This is a genomic window from Nitratireductor sp. CH_MIT9313-5 (assembly GCF_037029545.1).
Classification (GTDB): domain Bacteria; phylum Pseudomonadota; class Alphaproteobacteria; order Rhizobiales; family Rhizobiaceae; genus Chelativorans.
This window is the reverse complement of the sequence record NZ_JAYMER010000014.1, coordinates 931,928-951,188: the sequence shown is the minus strand read 5'-3', so window position 1 is coordinate 951,188 and position 19,261 is coordinate 931,928. Positions and strand designations below refer to the sequence as shown.

At 60.3% G+C, this 19,261-nt stretch carries 24 protein-coding genes; 7 read left to right on the top strand and 17 right to left on the bottom strand.

The window, feature by feature from the left end:
* Window positions 1-57: 57 nt before the first annotated feature.
* Window positions 58-315, bottom strand: coding sequence for a hypothetical protein (locus WA367_RS12175; RefSeq protein ID WP_336056996.1), 258 nt, complete (start codon window positions 313-315; stop codon window positions 58-60).
* A 139-nt stretch (window positions 316-454) separates the two neighbouring features.
* Between WA367_RS12175 and hemF the strand changes: the two genes are divergently transcribed.
* Entirely contained in the window at window positions 455-1,369 is a 915-nt protein-coding gene (hemF, locus tag WA367_RS12170) for an oxygen-dependent coproporphyrinogen oxidase (RefSeq protein WP_336056995.1), read from the top strand.
* 9 nt (window positions 1,370-1,378) lie between these two features.
* Here hemF and WA367_RS12165 read toward each other — a convergent pair whose 3' ends face one another.
* A complete protein-coding gene (locus WA367_RS12165) occupies window positions 1,379-2,011 on the bottom strand; it encodes a LysE family translocator (RefSeq protein ID WP_336056994.1) in 633 nt (210 codons plus the stop codon).
* A gap of 119 nt (window positions 2,012-2,130) precedes the next feature.
* Here WA367_RS12165 and WA367_RS12160 point away from each other — a divergent pair, with 119 nt between their 5' ends.
* The 5 genes from WA367_RS12160 to WA367_RS12140 all read left to right on the top strand — a co-directional run bounded on the left by WA367_RS12160 (window position 2,131) and on the right by WA367_RS12140 (window position 6,105).
* On the top strand, window positions 2,131-2,427 hold the full coding sequence (locus WA367_RS12160; RefSeq protein WP_336056993.1) for a DUF6665 family protein: 297 nt from the start codon (window positions 2,131-2,133) through the stop codon (window positions 2,425-2,427).
* 294 nt (window positions 2,428-2,721) lie between these two features.
* Complete coding sequence (gene petA, locus WA367_RS12155) at window positions 2,722-3,285, top strand: ubiquinol-cytochrome c reductase iron-sulfur subunit (RefSeq protein WP_336056992.1); 564 nt, start codon at window positions 2,722-2,724, stop codon at window positions 3,283-3,285.
* 18 nt (window positions 3,286-3,303) lie between these two features.
* Window positions 3,304-4,590 (top strand): cytochrome b, encoded by a 1,287-nt coding sequence (locus WA367_RS12150; protein ID WP_336056991.1) that lies wholly within the window; start codon window positions 3,304-3,306, stop codon window positions 4,588-4,590.
* Between the two features lie 32 nt (window positions 4,591-4,622).
* The gene (locus WA367_RS12145; RefSeq protein ID WP_336056990.1) at window positions 4,623-5,447 is read left to right on the top strand and encodes a cytochrome c1; all 825 of its coding nucleotides are present in this window, start codon (window positions 4,623-4,625) and stop codon (window positions 5,445-5,447) included.
* A 112-nt stretch (window positions 5,448-5,559) separates the two neighbouring features.
* Window positions 5,560-6,105: an adenine phosphoribosyltransferase gene (locus WA367_RS12140; protein WP_336056989.1), complete on the top strand. Its 546-nt coding sequence runs from the start codon at window positions 5,560-5,562 to the stop codon at window positions 6,103-6,105.
* Here WA367_RS12140 and WA367_RS12135 read toward each other — a convergent pair.
* The 10 genes from WA367_RS12135 to WA367_RS12090 form a co-directional block, all read right to left on the bottom strand.
* Window positions 6,090-6,584, bottom strand: coding sequence for a MaoC family dehydratase (locus WA367_RS12135; RefSeq protein ID WP_336056988.1), 495 nt, complete (start codon window positions 6,582-6,584; stop codon window positions 6,090-6,092). The genes WA367_RS12140 and WA367_RS12135 overlap by 16 nt on opposite strands.
* Window positions 6,574-7,053 carry a MaoC family dehydratase gene (locus WA367_RS12130; protein WP_336056987.1) on the bottom strand — a complete coding sequence of 160 codons (480 nt, stop codon included), beginning with the start codon at window positions 7,051-7,053 and terminating at the stop codon, window positions 6,574-6,576. The genes WA367_RS12135 and WA367_RS12130 overlap by 11 nt, the downstream gene beginning before the upstream one ends.
* Window positions 7,054-7,058: 5 nt before the next feature.
* Complete coding sequence (locus WA367_RS12125) at window positions 7,059-7,667, bottom strand: LysE family translocator (protein WP_336056986.1); 609 nt, start codon at window positions 7,665-7,667, stop codon at window positions 7,059-7,061.
* A gap of 108 nt (window positions 7,668-7,775) precedes the next feature.
* Entirely contained in the window at window positions 7,776-8,351 is a 576-nt protein-coding gene (locus tag WA367_RS12120) for a HupE/UreJ family protein (RefSeq protein WP_336056985.1), read from the bottom strand.
* A 322-nt stretch (window positions 8,352-8,673) separates the two neighbouring features.
* Entirely contained in the window at window positions 8,674-9,216 is a 543-nt protein-coding gene (locus WA367_RS12115; protein WP_336056984.1) for a peroxiredoxin, read from the bottom strand.
* Window positions 9,217-9,453: 237 nt separating this feature from the next.
* The gene (gene ychF / locus WA367_RS12110; protein WP_336056983.1) at window positions 9,454-10,557 is read right to left on the bottom strand and encodes a redox-regulated ATPase YchF; all 1,104 of its coding nucleotides are present in this window, start codon (window positions 10,555-10,557) and stop codon (window positions 9,454-9,456) included.
* A 113-nt stretch (window positions 10,558-10,670) separates the two neighbouring features.
* Complete coding sequence (gene pth, locus WA367_RS12105) at window positions 10,671-11,390, bottom strand: aminoacyl-tRNA hydrolase (RefSeq protein WP_336056982.1); 720 nt, start codon at window positions 11,388-11,390, stop codon at window positions 10,671-10,673.
* A 24-nt stretch (window positions 11,391-11,414) separates the two neighbouring features.
* The gene (locus WA367_RS12100) at window positions 11,415-12,053 is read right to left on the bottom strand and encodes a 50S ribosomal protein L25/general stress protein Ctc (protein WP_336056981.1); all 639 of its coding nucleotides are present in this window, start codon (window positions 12,051-12,053) and stop codon (window positions 11,415-11,417) included.
* Between the two features lie 162 nt (window positions 12,054-12,215).
* Window positions 12,216-12,542 carry a hypothetical protein gene (locus tag WA367_RS12095; RefSeq protein ID WP_336056980.1) on the bottom strand — a complete coding sequence of 109 codons (327 nt, stop codon included), beginning with the start codon at window positions 12,540-12,542 and terminating at the stop codon, window positions 12,216-12,218.
* Between the two features lie 78 nt (window positions 12,543-12,620).
* Window positions 12,621-13,553, bottom strand: coding sequence for a ribose-phosphate pyrophosphokinase (locus WA367_RS12090; RefSeq protein WP_336056979.1), 933 nt, complete (start codon window positions 13,551-13,553; stop codon window positions 12,621-12,623).
* Window positions 13,554-13,802: 249 nt separating this feature from the next.
* On the opposite strand from WA367_RS12090, the gene WA367_RS12085 reads away from it, so the two are divergent.
* Window positions 13,803-14,453, top strand: a complete 651-nt coding sequence (locus WA367_RS12085; RefSeq protein ID WP_336056978.1) for a phosphoribosyltransferase — start codon at window positions 13,803-13,805, stop codon at window positions 14,451-14,453.
* Between the two features lie 55 nt (window positions 14,454-14,508).
* Here the strand turns inward: WA367_RS12085 and WA367_RS12080 are convergent, their stop codons facing one another.
* The 5 genes from WA367_RS12080 to lgt form a co-directional block, all read right to left on the bottom strand.
* The gene (locus WA367_RS12080) at window positions 14,509-15,192 is read right to left on the bottom strand and encodes a hypothetical protein (RefSeq protein WP_336056977.1); all 684 of its coding nucleotides are present in this window, start codon (window positions 15,190-15,192) and stop codon (window positions 14,509-14,511) included.
* Window positions 15,193-15,254: 62 nt separating this feature from the next.
* A complete protein-coding gene (locus tag WA367_RS12075; protein ID WP_336056976.1) occupies window positions 15,255-16,406 on the bottom strand; it encodes a M24 family metallopeptidase in 1,152 nt (383 codons plus the stop codon).
* The gene (gene pgeF / locus WA367_RS12070) at window positions 16,406-17,203 is read right to left on the bottom strand and encodes a peptidoglycan editing factor PgeF (protein ID WP_336056975.1); all 798 of its coding nucleotides are present in this window, start codon (window positions 17,201-17,203) and stop codon (window positions 16,406-16,408) included. Before pgeF ends, WA367_RS12075 begins: the two co-directional genes overlap by 1 nt.
* 60 nt (window positions 17,204-17,263) lie before the next feature.
* On the bottom strand, window positions 17,264-18,352 hold the full coding sequence (locus WA367_RS12065; RefSeq protein ID WP_336056974.1) for a class I SAM-dependent methyltransferase: 1,089 nt from the start codon (window positions 18,350-18,352) through the stop codon (window positions 17,264-17,266).
* Window positions 18,349-19,197, bottom strand: coding sequence for a prolipoprotein diacylglyceryl transferase (lgt, locus tag WA367_RS12060; RefSeq protein WP_336056973.1), 849 nt, complete (start codon window positions 19,195-19,197; stop codon window positions 18,349-18,351). Before lgt ends, WA367_RS12065 begins: the two co-directional genes overlap by 4 nt.
* Between the last annotated feature and the right edge of the window lie 64 nt (window positions 19,198-19,261).

Here is a 19,261-nt window from a genome sequence, read left to right as displayed (position 1 = left end):
GCCTGTCGAAGGGCGAGAGTGTTTGGCTCCACTTTTCAACAGAGCTTCGAGCCACCCCTAATCCGCCGTCGGCAGCCTGCGCATGGTGAACTCGATCACGTCGCCGGGGCGTTCGCACCAGCTTTCGATTTCGGTCCAGTAGGCTTGTCGGGGCCAGCGTTCCAGCCATTCGCGCGCCTTGGCGCGGGCCTGGGCGCGCGGGAGTTCGAAGGTCTCGCGCAGAAAGCCGTCCTTGGGCATCCGAACCGGCTGCGCGCGCCTCTTGTCAAGGCTGCGTTTCAACCCGTCCAGCGGTGGTTTGGCGGGTACGCGCACGAAAGAACTCCTTGACCCGACTGCTTTTCAGTTTAGGTCTCGGCGGGGAAAATTGCGAGTCATTTGTGAGACTTCCCGGACTGTCCTTGACCAGATTGTCATGGAGCATGAACCTTGTCCGGCAAGAGGATATGCCATCATGGAACGACCAGATCTGCCGGCCGGCCTGCCCGACGATATCGAAGAGAAGAAGGAAAAGGCGCGGGCCTGGTTCGAGGCGCTGCGCGACCGCATCTGCCACGGGCTGGAGCAGCTGGAGGACGAGCTGGAAGGCCCGATGTCGGACCACATGCCCGGCCGCTTCGAGCGCACGCCATGGCTGCGCCAGGAAGGCGAGGGCGGTGGCGGCGTCATGTCCATGATGCATGGCCGCGTCTTCGAGAAGGTGGGCGTGCACACTTCCACGGTCTTCGGCGAGTTCTCGCCCGAGTTTCGCAAGCAGATCCCGGGTGCCGAGGAAGACCCGCGCTTCTGGGCGTCGGGCATCTCGCTCATCGCGCATCCGCAAAACCCGCATGTGCCAGCCGTGCACATGAATACGCGCATGGTGGTTACCACACGCAACTGGTTTGGCGGCGGGGCCGATCTCACGCCGATGCTGAGCGCGCGGCGCAGCCAGGAAGATCCCGACACGCAAGCCTTTCACAAGGCGTTTCAGTTCGTCTGCGAAAAGCATTCCGCTGTGGCCGACTATGAACGGCTGAAACAGTGGTGCGACGAATATTTCTATCTGCCCCACCGGCAGGAGCCGCGCGGCATTGGCGGCATCTTCTATGACTGGCTGAAATCGCCGGAGGAGGCGGGCGGCTGGGATGCCGATTTCGCCTTCACGCAGGATGTGGGCCGCGCCTTTCTCATCATCTACCAGCGGCTGGTGCGCCAGAACTTCAACCGGAACTGGACGGATGCCGAGCGCGAGCAGCAGCTCGTCCAGCGCGGTCGCTATGTGGAATACAACCTGCTCTATGACCGCGGCACGATCTTCGGTCTCAAGACCGGCGGCAATGTGAACTCCATCCTGTCCAGCATGCCGCCCGTGGTAAAGTGGCCGTAAGCCGCGACTTCAGGGTCGGAAAGCCGCCAGCTTCACGCCGAATGCGATGAAGATCGTGCCGGTCACGGCCTTGATCATGCGCTGCACCCAGACGCGGGTGCCTAGGCCCTTGAGCGAGGCCAGCAGCAGCACCATGGTCGAGAACCACGCGACATTCAACGCGGAGTGGATGCCAACCAGCGCAAAGGCCCACAAGGTCGCATCCGCGTTGGGGGGAATGAATTGCGGGAAGGCCGCTAGATAGAACATCGAAACCTTGGGATTGAGCGCGTTGGTCAGAAAGCCTTCCACACCGGCGCGCCACAAGGTGCGCCTGCGTCTGGCAGGGGCGACCGCGAGGGGCGCCGTCGTGCCCTTCCAAGCCTCCAGAAGCGCCTTCACGCCCACATAGCACAGATAGGCGGCACCCAGCATCTTGACGATGAAGAAGGCCTGCGCAGACTGCAGCAGGATGATGGAGATGCCAAGGATCGAGAAGGCGCCGTGCAGGTAGAATGAGGCGAAAAAGCCGGCAATATTGGCAAAGCCTGCCGCCTTGCCGGAGGTTGGCACCGTGCGCGCAATCAGCACTCCGTTGGGACCCGGAGAGATGACCAGTAGGGCTGCAACCAGGCTGAAGGTGGCGAGTTCGAGAAAGGTCATCGCATATCTCCGGACAGCCATTGCGGCCCGCGGTTGAAAGGGCAGGGTGTCTTCGCCAAATTAGCGTGTGCGCCCGCTCGCGTCGAGCATTGGCACAAGCATCACCGAAAGAGAGCAACATGTCCGCCAGCGCCAACAGCCGCCTACAGACAGGCGTTCAGGTTCTCGATTACGAACTCGCCGAGGAAATGGCGACCTCGCTTGGTTCTGCCGGAAGAAGCGCCGAAGAGGCCATTGCCGCGCTCGAGGGCCTGCCTGAGACGGGCGCACATCGCGAGAAGCTTCTCAAGATTGCCGCCGAGGCCGTCTATGCCTATTTCATCCAGCGCGAACTTTGCGGCCTGAAGCGCCATGACGACGTGATCAGGGACATGGGCATCCCCCGCATGGTGCTTGCGCGCCTGGGCGCGCGTTAGCTGCGATACTACGAATCTCCATGGTCAGCGAAATGGCCATTTTGGGGCGGGAACTGGCGCTGTCGTGGCCTGTCTGGCGGCGCCATAAGTGCGTCTGCCTGTGTATTCAAGGCTTTCACCCGCGACAATCTGCCCACAAGCGGCTTGTGTGTCTGGACAAGTGAAAGATGCGAGCATAGAAACCAACGCGAATTGCCGGGGGAACAGGCAGCCTGTTGCGACCAATCCGACGGGCGCTTTGGCATAGATGCATATTTCTTCCGGCACTTACCGAGGTGAAAGGACCACTGTGCCGTGAGCGCTAGCGATTCGACCGAACATACCCGTCGCGATTTTCTCTATGTGGCAACCGGCATGGCCGGTGTGGTGGGCGCCGCAGGCGTCGCCTGGCCGTTTATCGATCAGATGCGTCCAGACGCATCGACGCGTGCCCTTGCTTCCATCCAGGTGGATGTCTCCGGCGTCGAGCCGGGCATGAGCCTGACGGTGAAGTGGCGCGGCAAGCCTGTTTTCATTCGCAATCGTACCGAAGCCGAGATCGAGGCCGCCCGCGAAGTGGCGCTCGAAGAGCTGAAGGATCCGATTGCCCGTAATGAAAACCTGACGGGCGAAGAGCCGGCCACGGACGAAAACCGTGCAGCAGGCGAGGGTCGCGAAAACTGGCTGGTGATGGTTGGCGTGTGCACCCATCTGGGTTGCGTACCACTCGGCCAGGCCGGTGATTTCGGCGGGTGGTTCTGCCCCTGCCACGGTTCGCATTACGACACTGCGGGACGCATCCGCAAAGGCCCGGCACCGACGAACCTTCTGGTTCCCACGCTCACCTTCGTAAATGATACGACGATCGAGATCGGCTAAGGGCAGGGAGAGAAGATTATGAGCAGCGGACACTCTACCTATACGCCGAAAACCGGCTTTGGTCGCTGGATGGATGCGCGCATGCCTTTGCCGCGCCTCATCTATGATTCCTTCGTGGCCTATCCGGTGCCGCGCAATCTGAACTACGCCTACACCTTCGGCGGTATCCTGAGCCTCATGCTGGTGGCCCAGATCCTGACCGGTGTTGTGCTGGCGATGCATTATGCGGCCAACACGGAAATCGCGTTCCTCTCGGTCGAGAAGATCATGCGCGACGTCAATTCCGGCTGGCTTCTGCGCTATCTGCACGCCAATGGCGCGTCGATGTTCTTCATCGCCGTCTATATCCACATCTTCCGCGGCCTTTATTACGGCTCCTACAAGGCGCCGCGCGAGCTTCTGTGGATTCTCGGCTGCATCATCTATCTCCTGATGATGGCAACTGCCTTCATGGGCTACGTGCTGCCCTGGGGCCAGATGTCCTTCTGGGGTGCAACGGTTATCACCGGCTTCTTCACTGCCATTCCGCTGGTGGGTAGCTGGATCCAGGAACTGCTTCTGGGCGGCTTTGCCGTGGGTGATCCGACGCTCAACCGCTTCTTCTCGCTTCACTATCTTCTGCCCTTCATGATCGCCGGCGTCGTGGTTCTCCACGTCTGGGCGCTGCATGTGACGGGTCAGACGAACCCGACGGGCATCGAGGTGAAGTCGAAGACCGACACGGTTGCCTTCACTCCCTATGCGACGGTGAAGGACGCCTTCGCGATGGTGCTGTTCCTCATCCTGTTCGCCTATTTCGTCTTCTACATCCCGAACTATCTGGGACATGCGGACAACTATATCGAGGCGGACCCGCTCAACACGCCGGCTCACATCGTTCCGGAATGGTACTTCCTGCCCTTCTACGCGATCCTGCGTGCCATCACCTTCAATATCGGCCCGATCGACTCCAAGCTTGGTGGCGTCTTGGCCATGTTCGGTGCAATCGCGGTTCTCTTCGTGGTGCCGTGGCTTGATACCTCGAAGGTGCGCTCGGCCGTCTACCGCCCGTGGTACAAGCTGTTCTTCTGGGTCTTTGTCGTGAACGCCATCTTCCTTGGCTGGCTTGGTTCGCGGCCTGCGGAAGGTGTCTATGTGGCACTCGCCCAGGTATCGACGCTGTACTACTTCGCATTCTTCATCGTCATCATGCCCGTTCTTGGCCTGATCGAGACCCCGCGGCGTCTGCCGAACTCGATCACCGAGGCTGTTCTTGAAAAGAAGAAGGGCGGCAAGTCGACCATCGCACCGGCCGCAGCCGAATGATGCTCGAGCGCATGCGCAAAGGAATGTTGAACATGAAACTTCTCCTCAATGGGTTCGCAGCGCTCGGCCTCGGCCTCCTGACGGCTGCTTCCGCCAGTGCTGCCGAATATCCGATCAAGAAGCCGGTCGAGCAGGACTGGTCCTTCGAAGGTCCTTTCGGCACCTATGACCGCGGCCAGCTGCAGCGCGGCTTCAAGGTCTATCGCGAGGTCTGTGCCTCCTGTCACTCTCTCAACCTTGTCGCCTTCCGCACGCTGGAAGACCTTGGCTACTCGGAAGAGCAGGTGCGTGCACTTGCCAGCGAATATGAAGTGCAGGACGGGCCGGATGAAGCTGGCGACATGTTCATGCGCCCGGCGACCCCTTCGGACTACTTCCCCGCACCCTTCGAAAACCCGCAGCAGGCTGCAGCTTCCAACAACGGTGCCTATCCGCCGGATCTTTCGCTGATGGCCAAGGCGCGTACCGCCGAGCGTGGTTTCCCGACCTTCGTCTTCGACATCTTCACCCAGTATGCCGAAGGCGGCGTGGACTATGTCTACAACCTTCTGACGGGCTATGAGGAAGACAGCCAAGGCCATGAGATCCCGGAAGGTACCTATTACAATCCGTACTTCCTGAAGGCTGCGTCGCTGGCCATGGCTCCGCCGCTTTCCGACGGCGTGGTTACATATGACGACGGTGCGCCCGAGACGGTTGACCAGTATGCGCGCGACGTGTCCGCCTTCCTGATGTGGACTGCCGAGCCGCATATGGAAGCGCGCAAGTCGACCGGCTTCGTGGTGATGGTCTTCTTGGTGCTCTTCGGTGGTCTGATGTATCTCACCAAGCGCAAGATCTGGGCAGAAGCACACTGAAGCTTTGCCTCATGTGATTCAAAGGGCGCTCCGGCGCCCTTTTTCACGTCTGCAGCACAGACTTGAACTGGCGGCATTTACGCCGCAAAAGGAAATGCCAAGGGGCTTGTCCATGAAACAGACGCTTGAACAGACGCTGCGCGCAGCGATCCGCACCATTCCGGACTATCCCAAGCCCGGCATCCAGTTTCGTGACATCACCACATTGCTGGGCGATGCGCGGGCGTTTCGCCGTTCGGTGGACGAACTGGTGCATCCCTATGCGGGCATGAAGGTCGACAAGATTGCGGGTATCGAGGCGCGCGGCTTCATTCTCGGCGGCGCAATGGCGCACCAGCTGTCGTCCGGTTTCATCCCGATCCGCAAGAAGGGCAAGCTGCCGCACGAGACCGTGCGCGTCGCCTACAGCCTCGAATATGGCATTGACGAGATGGAGATGCATCGCGATGCCGTGAAGGAAGGCGAGAAGGTCATTCTCGTCGATGATCTCATTGCGACCGGTGGCACTGCGGAAGGCGCGGTGAAGCTTCTGCGCCAGATGGGTGCGGAGATCGTTGCGGCCTGCTTCGTCATCGACCTGCCGGATCTCGGTGGCCGTGCGAAGCTTGAGGCGCTTGGCGTCGAGGTGAACACGCTCATCGCCTATGAAGGCGACTGAACGCGCTCCTTCTGTCGCGCATGGAAGAACAGGACTGCACTCTCAAAGCTTAGTATCCGCTCTCCATGCTGGTTGTCCGCGGTTGCCAGCGCGTTAAGCACATGCCAGCCGGGGCGCGAGGAGAGGGGGCGATAGGCGAGTGACTGTCTTGCAAAGGTGAGGCTGTCGCCCGCATAGGCAGGTTTCAGCCATTTCAGGTCGCGAAAGCCGGGTGAGGGGCCGAAGGCAGGGGCTGGTCCTTCGCCATTCCAATGGGCTTCGCCGAACCCGGCGGCCACATTGTACTTCATCCAGAGCGCGCATGTGTGCCAGCCGGAGGCACACAAGCCACCCAGCACGCTTTTGGCGGCTGCCTCTTCATCCGTGTGGAAAAGCTGCGGATCGTATTGGCGAGCGAAGCGTCGGATTTCCTCTGCATCCAGCTGATGCGTGCCAAGCTCGATGCGTCGCCCTATCTGGAGAAATTCATCAAGCGTCATGGGTCTCCCCGCGTTTGCGGAACATGATCGGGTTTTGCAGCACAAGTACGGTCTCCCCGCGCTGATTTCTCAGCTCGTGGCGCAGCGTTACCATTCCCAGATCCGGCCGTGATTTCAGTTCACGCTTCGCCACAACGGTGGAGCAGCCGGTCAGCACATCGCCCGCCAGTACGGGCTTCTTCCATTTCAACTCCTCAATGCCGGGTGAGCCCTGTGACGTTGAAGAAAGCAGGAAGGCGTCGCACATCATGCGCATGAAGATCGCGCTTGTGTGCCAGCCGGATGCGGCGAGCCCTCCCAGAAGCGAGGCCTGTCCGGCCTCATCGCTGAGATGCATGGGCTGCGGGTCGAACTGGCTGGCAAACTCCACGATCTCCGCGGCAGTGACCTCGTGGCTGCCAAGATCGATCTCCGTGCCTGGCTCGAAGTCGTCATAACTCCAGTATTTGGTGCCGAGCGTGTCTGTCATGCGTTCTACTGTCGGGAGAAAGCCATGGATGCGCCGGAGACGATGAGCGCGCCTCCTACGAAGCGGTTGAGATTCACGAAGAGCCGGGCGGATTTGAGCGCCTTGCCGAGCAGCGTGCCGCCCAGGGCATAGGCAAGCACTGCCAGCACCTCAAGAAGCAGGAAGACCACGCCCATTGCCAAAAGTTGAGGCTGTGCTGCAGTCGCTGGGTCCAGAAATTGTGGGAAGAAGGCGGTGAAGATGGCAATCGCCTTCGGATTGCCGATCGCGATGAGGAAGTCCCTGCGCATCAGCGCGCGCAGTGCCACATCGCCGCTCTGGCTCGTCGCCAGCGCCTTTGCGTGTCTCAGGAAGCGGATGCCGACATAGATCAGATAGGCGGCACCTGCCAGCTTCACGAATGTGAAGGCGAGGGCGGATGTCGCCAGCACCGCGCCAAGGCCGATGATCGTGATGGCAATAAGAATGACGAATGCGGGCATCCGCCCCATGCCGCCAGCCATTGCCGGCCAAAGGCCGAGCCTTGCCGCATTGGAAAATACAAGCATGTTGTTGGGGCCCGGCGCGCAATTGAGCGCGAAACAGGCCGGTATGAACAGCGCCCAGGATATCACTTGGTCATCCTCCTCGTGGAGAAGCCTAACCGGTTCTCATGCTTTGTGAAGCGCCAGAACCCGTCTGTGGACAAGCCAGACCCCTACCCGGCGGCTTGCCGGCCTTGCTCATGCATGGGTGAACAGCAGGCTGAAACCGGCAAAGAGGGTAAGGGCGCCGAGCGCCTGTGTTGCCCAAGGCGCTGCCAGGCGCTTGCATAGTGCCACCACCGTGATGCCGGCTATATGCAGGGAAGCGGTCGCCAGGCTCAATCCGACGAGAAAGCGTAGCGCCTGGATATCGGCGGCCAGCATCACACCATGCATATAACCATGCAGCAATGCGAAGACGGCGATGAGGCTTGCACCCGCGGCCACATGCAGCTTTGAAGCGAAGGTGATCATGAGGCCCAGCACCAGGATTGAGGTGAGAATGCCGGGTTCCACGAAGGGCACGGATATGTCCGAGACCGCCAGCAGGCTTCCGCAGGTCATGATCGTAACAAAGCAGAGCGGCCAGGCCCATGTGGCGCGCCCGCCCGACTGCGCAGCCCAAAGCCCCACTGCAATCATGGCGAGCAGATGGCTGCCGGCGCTGAGCGGATGCAGGAGACCCTCATGAATGGAGGTGCCTGCGGGCGCATGTGCGGATGCCACAGCTGTCAAAACCAGCAGTGAGCCAATGGCAAGCAGCATTCGCATCATGCAGTCACTCCCCCAGCAGTGTGGCCTGCGGCCGACCCATTGCGCTCCATCCATCCGGCTGTGCGGCAAGGCCGATACCAGATCATGGTTCGGCACAACCAGCTTCGAGCGAAGAGTGTGGAGCAAATCTTGTGGTTGTTCTTTTCAACCACAGGGCGCGAAATGTCGAGAGGTATAAGCGGTTGTCTACAGTTGAAGGGACCTGCAATCTTAACGGGGTCTTGCCGAGCTCAATCGTATTTTCATGATCGGGGAATTGCGCAAGAAAAAGCCCCGGCCAAGCTGACCGGGGCAGACGTTCCTAACAAGGACGGTCGACAGATCAGGCGGCCTTGCTCTTTTCCGCGCGCAGATTTTCAAGGATGTTCTGCGGCGAGGATACGCCGTAAGGGTCGCTCTCGCAGTTGTCGGAGAAGCCTTCTTCCTCGAACCACTGTTCGACCAGACCGTTATTGACCACGGCCGCATAGCGCCAGGAGCGCATGCCGAAGCCGAGATTGTCCTTGGCCACGAGCATGCCCATCTTGCGGGTGAACTCGCCCGAGCCGTCCGGAATGACCTTGACCTTTTCGATGCCCTGCTGCTTGGCCCATGCGTTCATCACGAATGCGTCGTTGACGGAAATGCAGTAGATCTCGTCGATGCCCTCGGCCTTGAACTCGTCAAACAGCTTCTCGAAGTCGGGAAGCTGGTAGGTGGAGCAGGTTGGCGTGAAAGCACCTGGCAGCGAGAACAGCACAACGCGCTTGCCGCCAAAATAGTCTGCAGTCGTCTTGTTTTCCCAGCGGAACGGATTCGGTCCTTCGATGGACTCATCGCGCACGCGGGTGCGGAAGGTAACGTCAGGGACTTTGCGGTTGAGCATTTTCGGGCTCCTTCAATCAAAACAATGCCAGCGGCGCTGCCGAAACAGGCGCTTCATCTCAAGGAAATCGGTCGGATTTTCCGGAACACCCGGGAGGAGGGCGTTCACGCTGGGCGGAACATAGGCATGCAATGTTGCAGTGCCAAGACATGGCGGGAAAAGTCGCGAAAAAACCGACCATTGGCCACAGAAACCTTCTGGCCGAAGCTGTTGTCCGGGCCAGAAGGAGAGGGGGGATCAGGTGTTGAACTTGAAGAGCATCACGTCACCATCGGCGACGACATATTCCTTACCTTCATCACGTGCCTTGCCGGCGTCGCGGGCTGCCGTCTCACCACCAAGCGTCACGTAATCATCATAGGCGATGGTCTGCGCACGGATGAAGCCGCGTTCGAAATCGGTGTGGATCACGCCTGCGGCCTGCGGTGCCTTGGAGCCCTTCGCCACCGTCCATGCGCGGGCTTCCTTCGGTCCGGCCGTGAAGAAGGTGATGAGGTCCAGAAGCTCGTAGCCCGCACGGATCAGGCGGTCGAGGCCGGGCTCTTCCAGGCCCATCGCGTCCAGATATTCGGCGGCTTCCTCGTCGGCAAGCTGGGCGACCTCGGCCTCAATTGCCGCGGAAATGACGACCGTCTTCGCTCCCTGCGCGGCAGCCATCTCCTGCACCTTGGCGGAATGCTCGTTGCCTTCTGCGGCGTCACCTTCGGCGACATTGCAGACATAGAGCACCGGCTTGGAGGTCAACAGGTTCAGGCTGCGCAGGATCTTCAGGTCTTCCGCCGCAATACCGTCGAGAAGCAGGCGGACGGGCTTGCCGTCCTGCAGGAGCTTCAGCGCTTCGTCCATCATCGGCAGAAGCGTCTGGGCTTCCTTGTCCTTGCCGGTGGCGCGCTTGCGCATCTGGGTCGTGCGGCGCTCAAGGCTCTCAAGGTCGGAAAGCATCAGCTCCGTCTCGACCGTCTCGGCATCGGCCACGGGATCAATGCGGCCTTCCACATGGGTGATGTCGTCATCCTCAAAGCAGCGCAGCACATGCACGATGGCGTCGACTTCGCGGATATTGGCGAGGAACTGGTTCCCCAGCCCTTCACCCTTGGACGCACCGCGTACCAGACCGGCAATATCCACGAAGGAGATGCGCGTGGGCACCACTTCCTTGGAAGACGCGATCTGCGCAATCTTCTTCAGGCGCGGATCGGGCACAGCCACTTCGCCGGTATTCGGTTCGATCGTGCAGAAGGGATAATTTGCCGCCTGCGCCGCCGCCGTCTTGGTGAGCGCGTTGAACAGCGTGGACTTGCCGACATTGGGCAAGCCGACAATGCCACATTTGAAACCCATGAGATGTCAGTCCTGTCAGGCTTTGATAATCGTAGCAGGGCTATGGGCGAAGGGGTCCATGATCGTCAAGCCCCCGAGGCGGTGCCCGTCCTGCAAATCCTTCTAAACCCCGTTTACTTCGGCTTGTCGCCCAGAAGCTTCTTCAGCATGGCGGCCATGGGGCCGTCTTCGGGTATGTTCACTGCAGGCTTGCTCTGGCGGGCCTGCCGGATATGGCTTTGCTTCTTCGGCTTTTTCGGGGCAGGGGCCTCCGCTTCGCCGCTCTTGCCTTTGACCGCAAGGCTGACACGATTCATGAAGCCGGAATCGTCACCACGCACCAGCATTTCGGCGTTTTCCGCGATGGCATCAAGCATCGGTTCGAGCCAGTCCTGATCCACCTTGGCGAAATCGCCCAGCACATGGCCATGCACGCGCGCCTTGTCGCCGGGATGGCCGATGCCGATGCGCACGCGCCGGTAATCCTTGCCGCAATGGGCGTCGATGGACTTGATGCCGTTGTGGCCGCCATGGCCGCCGCCGGTCTTGATGCGCAATTTGGCCGGCGCCAGATCAAGCTCGTCATAAAGGACGACCAGATCCTTCGGCTCCAGCTTGTAGAAGCGCATTGCCTCGCCGATGGCTTGACCGGACAGGTTCATGAAGGTCTGGGGCTTGATCAGAAGGACTTTTTCACCGCCCAGCGTGCCTGTGGCAATCTCGGCCGAAAACTTCTTCGACCAGGGCGAAAAGGAATGGCGGCGGAATATTGCATCCGCCGCCATGAAGCCGACATTGTGCCGGTTGTTTTCATATTGCCGGCCGGGATTTCCAAGACCTGCAATGATGAGCATGAAACTGCCTCCGAAGGGTGAGGATTACTCCTCGCCGCCCTCTTCTGCTGCTTCCTCTTCGCCACCTTCATCAGCCGCGTCGTCGGACTTCAGGCCGGCGGGGGCTGCAACCGTTGCGATGGTGAAATCGCGGTCGGTGATGGTCGGCGTGACACCTTCCGGCAGCTTGACTGCGGAGATGTGGATGGAGTCACCAAGCTCGGAACCCGTCAGATCAACCTCGATGAATTCGGGGATCGAATTGGCCGGGCAGGTGAACTCGACTTCGTGACGCACGATATTGAGAACGCCGCCGCGCTTGATGCCGGGAGAGGCTTCCTCATTGATGAAGTGCACGGGCACGTTCACGGTCACGACGGTGTTCTTGCCGACGCGCAGGAAGTCCACATGCATGGTGAAGTCGCGCACGGGGTCGAGCTGGTAGTCCTTCGGCAGGACCTGAATCTTCTTGCCGTCAACATCGATCGTGGCGATCGTCGTCATGAAGCCGCCGCCATGAATCTTCATGGTCAGCTCCTTGTATGGCAGAGCGATTGCCAGCGGGGCTTCCTTTTCGCCGTAGATGACAGCGGGTACTTTGCCGTTGCGCCGAGCTGCACGGGCGGACCCCTTACCGACCCGTTCGCGCGCCTCGGCCTTCAGTTCATAAGACTGATGGCTCATGGCCTGTTCCTTTCAAGTGTTATGGAGCATCCGAAGGGCAATTTGCCGTCCCGAATGTGAAAACCGGCTTGCCGGCTCCCATCCGCGCTGCCTCCAAGGGTGTCTACGCGGACGCGCGTGCCTATACAGGATGGGGCGAAAGCGCGCAAGACGCGCAGGGGCTTAGCGGCAGTCGTAGGGCAGAAAAGTGCCGGAAGCCCCCAGATGGATCATCTCCAGCGACACGATATTGGCAATTTCAAGCTCCTTGCCCGACGCCGGGCAAAGGGTCTCCCTGTCCATGCACTGCGAATCCATGAAGGTCTGTTGCGAGGCGAGAAATTCCGGACGCAGATCATCCGTTCCCAGCTGTTTGAGCGCGGCTTCATAGGCCTGCGTGAAAGTCGCGCACTTCTTCTGCTGCCAGTCGGAAAGCTTGTGTTCCGGGGCATCCTCTGCCCAGGCGGGGGAAGCCGTTGCAAGCAGCGCTGCAAGGATCAGTTGGCGCATTCGAGGTCACCTTTCACATGCGGGTTGCTTGCGTCGCTAACCCCCATTTGTGTCCGCAATGCGCCAGGCCTGAAACGCTCAGTTGAAAAGGCTTGAAACCGACTCTTCGCTGGCGGTACGTGAGATCGCCTCGCCGATCAGATCGGCAATGGTGATGACGCGGATATTGTTGGTGTTCAACACGGCAGGCGGGGCCTGAATGGAATCGGTGATCACCAGTTCCTTCAGCTTCGAATTGCAGATGCGGTCGCAGGCCGCACCCGACAATACGCCGTGGGTGATATAGGCGGTCACCGACGTGGCGCCGTTGTTCAACAGCGCTTCTGCCGCGTTGCACAGCGTGCCGCCGGAATCGACGATATCGTCGATCAGCAGGCAATCCTTGCCGCTCACGTCACCAATGACATTCATGACCTCTGACTCGCCAGGGCGATCGCGGCGTTTGTCGACAATGGCCAGTGGCGCGTCAATGCGCTTGGCAAGCGAGCGCGCGCGCACAACGCCGCCCACATCCGGAGAGACAACCATGACATTCTCAAGGTTGTAATGCGCCTTGACGTCCCGTGCCATGACGGGAACGGCGAACAGGTTGTCGGTTGGAATGTCGAAAAAGCCCTGGATCTGGCCAGCATGCAGATCAAGCGTGAGAACGCGGTCTGCGCCTGCGCGCGTGATCAGATTTGCCACCAGCTTGGCAGAGATCGGCGTGCGACCGGAGGTGCGGCGATCCTGGCGGGCATAGCCGAAATAGGGCAGCACAGCCGTGATGCGGCGCGCGGAAGACCGGCGGAAGGCGTCGATCATGATGAGCAGTTCCATCAGGTGATCATTTGCCGGATAGGCGGTCGACTGCAGGACGAAAACGTCCTCGCCGCGCACATTTTCCTGGATCTCGACGAAAATTTCCTCATCCGCAAAGCGTTTGACCGTCGCCTTGCCCAGAGGAATGTTGAGATACCGGGTGACAGCTTCCGCAAGCACCCGGTTCGAATTGCCCGAAAAGAGCTTCATGAAGTGTCCCCGGCTCGTCGCCATGTGATCTTGAGGGGCTTTTACCGGCATGAATTTCTAATGCAAGCATTGAGAGGCGAAATGCACATGCTTGACGTCTGCACAGACCAAAAGACTTAAGGGAACGGGGAGGCAGGGTTCATATGACCTTAACGTAAGATTGTAAAACTATATGTCACACAACTAAAACTTGACTGCAAACGTTTTCAGCCTCAATCTGCTTCATAATATAACAATTCGGGGGCGGTGATGGGGCAGGCGACGCAGTGGTTTCTCTCGGAGCAGGGTTATACGCACACTCGGGTCCATCGCTGCCCTGAAAAAACGAAGCTTTTTCGAGAATATCACGGCGCGCCCGACCCAAATTTTCTCTTCTTGGAGCAGACCCTACTGCGCAGGATGAAGGTTCATAAACGCGGGCAGGTAGCCTATTTCAGTGTGCGTGCATGGCGCCAAAGCGTACGCGAACTGCAACTGAAGGCGATGCGCAATCTGAAGCGCAGTCCGAGTGAGGAAAGTGCCAAGCAGATCGCGCGAGAGATCGCCGAAGCCGCCATGCTCATAACCAATGGTGCAGCCTTTGACTGTGTCTGCCCGGTTCCTGCTGGCTCTTCCGGAAAGACCAACAATTTCGCAACCATCATTTCCTGGTATGTCAGCAAAGAGCTGGAACTGGCTCACTATCAGGCGCTGGAGAATGTGACTGTTGCCAAGAGCTATGGCAGCAGTCATCCTCAGCAAAGCAGGCATTTCAGGTCACGTGTTGTCGACCACAGGGTGCGCAACAAGATGTGCCTGCTCATAGATGATGTGGCCACGACAGGTACGCATTTTGCCCGATGCGTCGGCCAGCTTGCAAAGCACGATACCTCAACCATATGCATTACATGGATCGGTTAGGTGCGCGCGGGGCTGCGGCTGGCTGCGCGGCAACGGCCGGATAATCGCGGGCAGATCACCCGCGGCGGCGGCTGATCCAGTTTGCGAGTTCGTCGACGGTCTTGGCCGCGATGGCTTCCATGGTGGCGTCATTGACCGAAGACCAGCCGTCACCGCTGCTGCCGGCGGCCTTTTCCTGTCCCTGGATGCGGTGAACGCGGTTGCCGGAGCCATCCATCACATCCCACACATAGATCACGCTGGTGGCGCTGCCATCGGCCATGGCCGAGAAATAGCCTTTCATCAGATAGGGTGCGGAGCCTTGGGTGATGTTGAGCCCTCGGGCGGCAGCGCGTGATGTGAGACCCCGCGAGAGTGCGGCGAGCGCCTGGGGCGTGGCACCGATTACGGGCGCGAACTGGACACTGCTGCCGGAGGGCAGGGCGGCCTGCTGTGTTGCCTGTGGCGCGATTTGTGTCTGCTGCGGCTGCGGCTGCTGCTGTTGCGGCGCTGAAACCGGCGCGCGCTCCACTTGTGATTGGGATTGAGGCTGTGTTGCGGGCGCAAGTGCGGTCTGGCCTTGCGCGGCTGGCGCCTGCGCCTGTGGTGCCACTCCTCCACCCGATGGTGCGGCGAGCGCGGTCGTCTGCGTGGCACCGCCGGGCACGCCTGCCTGCGGTCTGATTCCGTTCAGCGCGTCCGTGCCGGTGCAGCCCTGCACGGCCAGTGCAAGCCCCAAAAATGCCAGGCGCATTTTCATCGTCATCATCCCCGTCCGGTTGTTGTCCGGATCGTCATGCGTCCCCGTTCCCTTATAGAACCTTACTGTACGATCAAATCAAGGCCATGACGGGAGAGGTTTTCCGGCTCACCTTCCGTCGTAAGATATGTGCGGCCAAGGCACATGGCGGTCCCGGTTTCCGAATCCATGATGATCATGTGAGCGAAAAGCGTCATGTTCGGCGCGATCTCTTCCGGATTGGCCGCATAGAACATCTGCGGGTCCATCCATGAGGGCGAGAAGCGCGCGCCGACGGAATAGCCGCAGGCATTCAGCCGGTGCTTGGTCAGGCCATGCGCTTCCATTACACGGGCATGGGCATCGAACACGTCGCCAAAGGTGTTGCCAGGTTTCATGGCCTTCTCGCAGGCCAGAAGCGCATCGCGGGCCGCCTCGAACAGTTCCTGATGGCGCTTGCTCGGCTTGCCGGTGAGAACCGTCTGCATCATGGCCGCATGGTAGTGATGATAGACGCCGGCCCATTCCAGCGTGAGCTGGTCGTTCTTGTTCAGCTTGCGCCGGCCCGCCTTGTAGCGGCACAGAAGTGCATCCGGACCCGAGCCGATGATGAATTCGTTGGCTGGATAGTCGCCGCCGCCGGCAAAGACCGCGCCCTGCATGGCCGCAAGAATCTCTGCTTCGTCCCCACCCTGGCGGATAAGAGGCAACGCGGCGTCGAATGCGTCATCGCCAAGCTTGCCGGCCTTGCGTGCCTTGGCGATCTCCGCTTCGCTCTTGATGAGACGCAAGCCGTCCACGATGTCGGATGCATCCTCGATCTTGCCAAAGGTCTGAAGCTGCTCGTCGAGCAGGCGCCCGTTCTTCGCCGTCAGTCCGTGCGTGTCATACTCCACGCCAATGCGTGCGCCGAGCAGGTCCAGATCGTTGAGCAGGTTGCGCAGATCAACAGTTGGGTCGGCGCCGTGGCGATCGCTCCATAGCGAGATGTTCTCGATGGTGGACGTATGGCGTGCCTGGCGCAGATCCGCCGAGCGTGTCAGCAGGACCATCGAGCCATCGGATTTCACGACGAGGCACTGGAAAAAGCAGAAGCCGAAGGTGTCATAGCCCGTCAGCCAATACATGCTTTCCTGTGCGAAAAGCAGCATGACATCCAGCTTGCGCTCCGACATGGCCATGACCAGGCGGTCGAGGCGTGCGTCATATTCCGACTTCTCAAAATGAAGCGCCATCAAATCGTCTCCAGTGCAATGGCGGAAATCTGCCGCCCGTAATCCGGCTCGCCGCGATGGGTGGCCCGCCTGTATGAATAGAACCGCTCTTCATCGGCATAGGTGCAAAGGCCAAGCATGCTTGCCGTGACACCTGCCTTTTTCAGCCGGTCGAGCGTGTAGGTGTTGAGATCGAACAGCGCATGTTCGGGTTTGTCTGACGGGCGGAAATAGATCGCATTGCCATTGTCTTCCGCCGTGAAGCGATCGACGAACTCTGGCCCCACCTCGTAATTTTCCTGGCTGATCGAGGGGCCGAGCGTGGCGACAATATTCTCGCGCCTTGCACCCAGTTCTTCCATTGCCTCGATTGTGCTTTCCAGTACGCCCGTCAGTGCACCTTTCCAGCCGGCATGGGCGGCACCGATCACGCGCGCCTTCGGATCGGCAAACAGAACGGGGCCGCAATCGGCTGCCAGCGCTCCGAGTGCCAAGCCAGGCACATCGGTGACGAGGGCATCAGCTTTGGGAAGAGGTGTCGCCACGGGTTCGCGCACGACAAGGGCGGTTGGAGAATGGCATTGATGCAACGTCACCACATGATCGCGCGCCACGCCCATCGCTGTTGCCACGCGTGCCCGATTCTCAAGCACGGCCTCGCGGTCGTCATCTGAGCCAAGCCCGATATTGAGCGACGAATAGATGCCGCCTGAAACGCCGCCCTGGCGCGTGAAAAAGCCGTGCCTGATGCCGGCTGAAGCGGCATGTTCCTCGATCAGTGGGGAGCGGATCGGCTCCGGTTTCGGGGTGTTCAGCATAAGCCGCCTTCATGATGCTTGCCCGCCGGGTGCGGATGGTGGGGCAGGGTTGTGTTCAAGTCAATGCGCGGATGTGAAGGGTGGGACGGTGACCGTGGATGGCGTCACCGCGAGCACGCGGAAGAGTTCGCCCATCGTCTCAGGACCTGCCAGCCGCTCCACCGCATCGCGAATGGCTTCCTGTTCGCCGTGGCTGCGCCCTGCACCCAGACGCCCCGCGCGCTCCAGTAGTCCAAGGCCGAGCAGGAAATCGCCCTGGCTCATGGTGCGGGCAGACAGCCCATGCGACTTCGCTGCCTGTTTCAATGCGTGGAAATCCACATGAGCAGTGATATCCGCCTCGCCGGGATGCGCCAGAACATCATCATATGCATGGGCACGCAGCGCCTGCAGCGTGTCGCCGATGGCAGGTTTCTCATAGCCGTAATCTGGGAAAAGCCCGGCGCCGCCGCGCCTGGCCAGAGCTTCTGCAATACGCTGCATCATGGCCGTGCGCGCAGGCGCAATTTCAACGATCGCACCTTCGCGAGCATTGTCTGCCCCCTCGGGCAGGAGCGAAGTCTCCAGCGATCCCGCGCCTGCAACAAAGGCCAGCTGCTCCTTATCATCCAGTCCGATCATGCGCTCGCGCCAACCCTGCGCCGTCTTCACATATTGGCGCACCGGAAGCGCATCAAAGAGCTCATTGCCGGCGATGAAGAGAGGCCCCTCGGGAAGGTCGCCTACATCCGCGATCCATGTGCAATTTTCCGCACGCTGACCGAGAGTCTCGCGCTGGACCTTTGACAGTCGCGCGCTGGCCTCGATCAGGATCAGCTTGGCGTCAGACAGGAACGATGGATCAAGCCGTTCCAGCGTGCGCAGCATGTCGGCCATCATGGTGCCGCGTCCCGGACCAATCTCGGCCAGAACGGGTGCGGCGGGCGCGCCGCAGGCTTTCCACGCGCTGTAGAGCCACACCGCCACCAGTTCCCCGAACATCTGGCTGACTTCGGGCGCGGTGATGAAGTCGCCTTTCTCGCCGAAAGGCTCACGGGTCGTGTAATAGCCGTGCTCGGGATCAAGCAGGCACAGACTCATATAGTCCGCGACGCTGATCGGCCCGGCGGCCTCGATCAGCCTTGCGATCTTGCGCTTCAGCTCGCTCATGCAGCCGCTTTTGCCGGTGTCTTTGCTGTCACCATGGCCCAGATGCCGGCGAGCACCATCGGCGTGGACAGGACCATGCCCATGGTCAGCCAGCCGCCTGCCAGATAGCCGATATGCGCATCCGGCTCGCGGAAGAATTCGACGAAAATGCGCGACAGCCCGTAGCCGCAGATGAAGGCTCCGCCGACAAAGCGCGGTTTCTTGAGCTTCATTGCATGGTGGGTGAGGACGCGCAGCACGAGGAACAGGACGAGCCCTTCAAGCGCGGCTTCATAGAGCTGGCTTGGATGGCGCGGCAGATCGCCCGCACCGGGAAAGACCATTGCCCAGGGTACGTCGCTTGGACGTCCCCAAAGCTCGGCATTGATGAAATTGGCCACGCGCACAAGGCCGAGGCCCACCGGCGCGGCAGCGGCGATCGTGTCCAGCATGGACCAGGGATTGATGCCGCGATTGCGTGCGAAAAGCACCATGGCCACGATCGTGCCCAGCATGCCGCCGTGAAAGCTCATGCCGCCTTCCCACACCGCGAAGATGCTCAAGGGATCAGAGACGGAGCGGGCGAAATCGTAAAAGAGAACGTAACCAAGACGTCCGCCCACCACCACGCCGAGCGCTGCCCAGATGACGAAGTCGTCAAGGTCGAGCGGCTTCATGGGCGGCGTGTCATGGGCCCACAGCCGGGGAGTGGAAACCATGCGCTTGGTGTACCACCAGGCAAACAGAATGCCGACGACATATCCGAGCCCGTACCAGTGCACCGCAAGCGGGCCGATCTGGAAAATGACAGGGTCGATCTGGGGAAAGGGTAAGGCCGCCAGCGGCAGCAGCATATATTCGTTCAAGCGGACCTCCCGCGCCATGAATTCGTCTGCAGATAGGCGAGGGGACGATCCAAGGTCAAGGCAA

What these genes read in the sequence shown, in the direction of transcription:
- hemF (WP_336056995.1), top strand. Translation starts at nt 455, where the DNA reads ATGGAACGACCAGATCTGCCGGCCGGCCTGCCCGACGATATCGAAGAG.
- WA367_RS12165 (WP_336056994.1), bottom strand. Translation starts at nt 2,011, where the DNA reads ATGACCTTTCTCGAACTCGCCACCTTCAGCCTGGTTGCAGCCCTACTG.
- WA367_RS12160 (WP_336056993.1), top strand. Translation starts at nt 2,131, where the DNA reads ATGTCCGCCAGCGCCAACAGCCGCCTACAGACAGGCGTTCAGGTTCTC.
- WA367_RS12150 (WP_336056991.1), top strand. Translation starts at nt 3,304, where the DNA reads ATGAGCAGCGGACACTCTACCTATACGCCGAAAACCGGCTTTGGTCGC.
- WA367_RS12145 (WP_336056990.1), top strand. Translation starts at nt 4,623, where the DNA reads ATGAAACTTCTCCTCAATGGGTTCGCAGCGCTCGGCCTCGGCCTCCTG.
- WA367_RS12140 (WP_336056989.1), top strand. Translation starts at nt 5,560, where the DNA reads ATGAAACAGACGCTTGAACAGACGCTGCGCGCAGCGATCCGCACCATT.
- WA367_RS12135 (WP_336056988.1), bottom strand. Translation starts at nt 6,584, where the DNA reads ATGACGCTTGATGAATTTCTCCAGATAGGGCGACGCATCGAGCTTGGC.
- WA367_RS12130 (WP_336056987.1), bottom strand. Translation starts at nt 7,053, where the DNA reads ATGACAGACACGCTCGGCACCAAATACTGGAGTTATGACGACTTCGAG.
- WA367_RS12120 (WP_336056985.1), bottom strand. Translation starts at nt 8,351, where the DNA reads ATGATGCGAATGCTGCTTGCCATTGGCTCACTGCTGGTTTTGACAGCT.
- WA367_RS12115 (WP_336056984.1), bottom strand. Translation starts at nt 9,216, where the DNA reads ATGCTCAACCGCAAAGTCCCTGACGTTACCTTCCGCACCCGCGTGCGC.
- ychF (WP_336056983.1), bottom strand. Translation starts at nt 10,557, where the DNA reads ATGGGTTTCAAATGTGGCATTGTCGGCTTGCCCAATGTCGGCAAGTCC.
- pth (WP_336056982.1), bottom strand. Translation starts at nt 11,390, where the DNA reads ATGCTCATCATTGCAGGTCTTGGAAATCCCGGCCGGCAATATGAAAAC.
- WA367_RS12100 (WP_336056981.1), bottom strand. Translation starts at nt 12,053, where the DNA reads ATGAGCCATCAGTCTTATGAACTGAAGGCCGAGGCGCGCGAACGGGTC.
- WA367_RS12095 (WP_336056980.1), bottom strand. Translation starts at nt 12,542, where the DNA reads ATGCGCCAACTGATCCTTGCAGCGCTGCTTGCAACGGCTTCCCCCGCC.
- WA367_RS12090 (WP_336056979.1), bottom strand. Translation starts at nt 13,553, where the DNA reads ATGAAGCTCTTTTCGGGCAATTCGAACCGGGTGCTTGCGGAAGCTGTC.
- WA367_RS12085 (WP_336056978.1), top strand. Translation starts at nt 13,803, where the DNA reads ATGGGGCAGGCGACGCAGTGGTTTCTCTCGGAGCAGGGTTATACGCAC.
- WA367_RS12080 (WP_336056977.1), bottom strand. Translation starts at nt 15,192, where the DNA reads ATGAAAATGCGCCTGGCATTTTTGGGGCTTGCACTGGCCGTGCAGGGC.
- WA367_RS12075 (WP_336056976.1), bottom strand. Translation starts at nt 16,406, where the DNA reads ATGGCGCTTCATTTTGAGAAGTCGGAATATGACGCACGCCTCGACCGC.
- pgeF (WP_336056975.1), bottom strand. Translation starts at nt 17,203, where the DNA reads ATGCTGAACACCCCGAAACCGGAGCCGATCCGCTCCCCACTGATCGAG.
- WA367_RS12065 (WP_336056974.1), bottom strand. Translation starts at nt 18,352, where the DNA reads ATGAGCGAGCTGAAGCGCAAGATCGCAAGGCTGATCGAGGCCGCCGGG.